Raw genomic sequence first — 3,036 nt, 5'->3', positions numbered from 1 at the left:
ATCATTGCCGCCGTCAAACGTGGGCACCAAGTGTTAGATTCCATCCACTAGAATAGACTCGCATATAGGGGAGTGACACCCTATGTGTGAAGAGTCGCCCGCACCTTCCCTGCAAGCTGGCCTTTGAAAGATTCTATCACGCTTTCGCACAATATTATGAGAGAAGCGTAATGGCCCTCAACGGCTCGGCAGATTCAGAACAGCTTTCACTACTTACCAACGTGATCGACGATTATTGCTGCCAGGCTGGCATAGCGGTTGGCCATCCGGCCAGGGGGCGTCTTGGTCGCCGGATCGTAGAACTGTTCCAGGGCGGTATCCACAACCCTGACGAGTTACTGTCGGCCTTGAATTCCGGCTACGACGAGTGGCTCGGCGAGGTTGGCCGACCTTCTTCTTCCTCTGAATACGCTGCGTCATTGGCCTCCGGCTCCGCACCGCCGGAACCATGTTCACTCACGCCAGTTGAGGCTCGTGGTGGCGGAGCATCGCGCTTCCCTCAAGCAGATGTGGTGGATCGTTCCACTACTTCACCGCCACGCCCGCTGAACGAACTGCCGCCCCGAAAGGGGGTTTCTGGGAGCGTGAGGCGGAAATCTTCGGAGACGGCTAGGCCAAGCCGAAAGGCCTCCGAAACCCGCCTGCGGGACGGTGAAGCCGGCATTATCGAAAACAACGAAATGTAGGCGAGTTGCGCTTCTTTTCTTGTACTGCAAATTTCGTCCGCTTTCATGCCAGTCTGCACGGCCTGGCAACTGGCGTGACTGGCCGCAGGCGCATCTACCACTCGGTTTCAACTCAACCGGAGGCCGTCCTTAGGCTGCCCGCGGTATGCGCGATGTGAATGTCGCCCTGGTGATGGACACGCTGGTGCCCCTGCCGTCGCTGATGATATCCATCCGGGCCTCGAGCTGTTTCACCAAAGCCTCGACAATAGCCGTTCCGAGGCCAGCGCTTGGCGTTCCGGCGGCCTTGCCGGCGCCATTGTCTGAGACCGTCAGCTTCCAGTCAGCGCCGTCGGTCTCGTAAGACACCTGGATCAGCGCCTTGGCCTTCTCCATCGGGAAGGCATATTTGATCGCGTTGAGAACGAGTTCGGTGACGATCAGGCCGAGGCTCACCGCCTTCTGCGAATCTATCCAGCCACCTTGAGCCGTGACGTTGACCGCGATCGGTTGGTCTTCACCGACCATCGAGGAGGCTAGGCTGCTGCACAACTTTGACAGATACGACACGACGTCGATCTCTTCGATACCAGCCGAGGTGTGAAGATGGCGCTGCACCTCGGCGACCGAAAGCACCCTTTGATGGGCGTCCTTCAGATGCTGGCGGGTTTCCTCCGAGGTGGCGGAGCGGGCCTTCAATAAAAGGATGCTGGCGATGATCTGCAGGCTGTTGGCAACCCGGTGCTCCATCTCGCGCAGCAGCACATCCTTCTGCCGCAGCAGGTCTTCTGCGCGTGCGAGAAGCTCTTCCTTTTCCCTCTCTATGACGCGGCGGGCCGTTATGTCGTTGAAGGCAAGCAGGATCGTCACAGCCGAACTGTGGTCGTAGAGAACCTTTCTAGCGTTGAGCAGCATCGTGCGGCGGCCGATAGCCTGGAAATCATGCTCGACCTCGAAGCCATCCATGGCAGTCTTCTCGGGGATGATGGTCTCCAAGAGCAGGCGAAGCGCTGGGATATCCCACTGGCCGCCGCCGAGCGCGTAGAGCGGCGAGCCGAGCGTCTGTTCGGGGTCGACCTGAAAAGTCTCATAGAAGGAGCGGCTGACCGCCAGCACGCGAAGGTCCTCGTCAAGCACTAGCAACGGCTCGGCGATCGTATTGACGATGGCCTGCGCCAGCGTCTGCGCGTCTTCGATACTGGCGATGGGATGGAACAAGGCTTGAGCCGATCTGAAGGCGTTTTGCCTTCCTTGACTACATCCTACACCGGCGCCGGGCCTGTGTCGCGAATTGAATCTGTCTCGCCAAGAGGGCGCGACGACGCGCTGATGTGGGCGCCAAGCCAGTATCGACGGAACCAACAGGCCATTCAACCGCATACACGGGCCGCAGCTTTTGCTGTTTGGGGGTGCGAATGGAATCGAATGTGGTGTTGGCTGTTGAAGACGAAGCGTTGGTGCTGATCGAGCTGGAAGATTCGCTCGCCGCAGCAGGTTTTGAAGTTGTCACCGCCAGGAACGCCGTCCAGGCTCTGTCGGCCTTTGACGCAGATCCAACCCGCTTCAAGGCTGTTCTGACGGACATCAGATTGGGCGACGGTCCAAATGGCTGGGATATTGGCCGCTGCCATGTCCGTGGGACCGCACCGACAATGCCGGTCATCTACATAAATGGCGATAGCGCCGCCGATTGGCATGCTCAAGGGGGTGCCCGGAAGCATCATGATATCCAAGCCATTCGCAGTTGCGCAAATCGTTACGGCGGTTGCTTCACTGTTGAAAGGCACCTGTGGAATTGCCTTCGACCGCCTGATCAGCATCGTTAGGCGTTAGGAGACACACCAGTCCTGCAGCAAGGCGTAGCTCAATCGCCTATTTCCGGAGCGCGTACTTCGCGTGCGCCGAAGTATGCTTGCCTGAAACCAATCGCTGCATGGAGCATCTGTGGTTGACGACTACAGATGCTGCCGCTTCCGGTCCTCCGATGGATGCTGCGCATAGTCGATTGCGAGCTTATATCAATGGGTGGCTAGCTGCCATGCCGGAGACATCCGGTCCAGCCATTGCCCACGCAGTAAGAACCATTCGCCTTTGGCGAGGTACGGTTACACCCCTTGACGTTCGGCCGGATACTGCTTCTCATGATGCTGGCATTGAAGGCATGACGGGTCCGTTCTGAGGCCCTCAATATTTGCAGATCTTGTTCGCAAGGCCTCCGACGGTCGGAGGCGTGTCCACAGACACGGCGAGGCCAGTCGGAGTGCGACAGGCCAGAGAAGCGGCGGGCCCGTACAGCAATGGAATCCAAGCCGTGGAAAATCGTAACCGCCCGATTGTCACCGCCTGCCTGACATCGTCGTGATGGCCTATG

The 3,036-nt window shown here is 58.6% G+C and carries 3 protein-coding genes; 2 read left to right on the top strand and 1 reads right to left on the bottom strand.

Annotation, left to right across the window (positions count from 1 at the left end):
• Positions 1 to 170: 170 nt before the first annotated feature.
• On the top strand, positions 171 to 686 hold the full coding sequence (locus AU465_RS33215; RefSeq protein WP_192257259.1) for a hypothetical protein: 516 nt from the start codon (positions 171 to 173) through the stop codon (positions 684 to 686).
• A gap of 129 nt (positions 687 to 815) precedes the next feature.
• On the opposite strand, the gene AU465_RS33210 is transcribed toward AU465_RS33215, so the two are convergent.
• Positions 816 to 1,883 carry a sensor histidine kinase gene (locus AU465_RS33210; RefSeq protein ID WP_192257257.1) on the bottom strand — a complete coding sequence of 356 codons (1,068 nt, stop codon included), beginning with the start codon at positions 1,881 to 1,883 and terminating at the stop codon, positions 816 to 818.
• Between the two features lie 197 nt (positions 1,884 to 2,080).
• Between AU465_RS33210 and AU465_RS33205 the strand changes: the two genes are divergently transcribed.
• Positions 2,081 to 2,491 carry a response regulator gene (locus AU465_RS33205; protein ID WP_246506646.1) on the top strand — a complete coding sequence of 137 codons (411 nt, stop codon included), beginning with the start codon at positions 2,081 to 2,083 and terminating at the stop codon, positions 2,489 to 2,491.
• The last annotated feature ends 545 nt before the right edge of the window (positions 2,492 to 3,036 follow it).

This window comes from Mesorhizobium silamurunense (assembly GCF_014843905.1).
Taxonomy (GTDB): domain Bacteria; phylum Pseudomonadota; class Alphaproteobacteria; order Rhizobiales; family Rhizobiaceae; genus Mesorhizobium; species Mesorhizobium silamurunense.
This window is presented reverse-complemented; position numbering and strand designations above follow the sequence as displayed.

Coding starts and splice junctions, on each gene's coding strand:
- AU465_RS33215 (WP_192257259.1), top strand. CDS start 171: ATGGCCCTCAACGGCTCGGCAGATTCAGAACAGCTTTCACTACTTACC.
- AU465_RS33205 (WP_246506646.1), top strand. CDS start 2,081: ATGGAATCGAATGTGGTGTTGGCTGTTGAAGACGAAGCGTTGGTGCTG.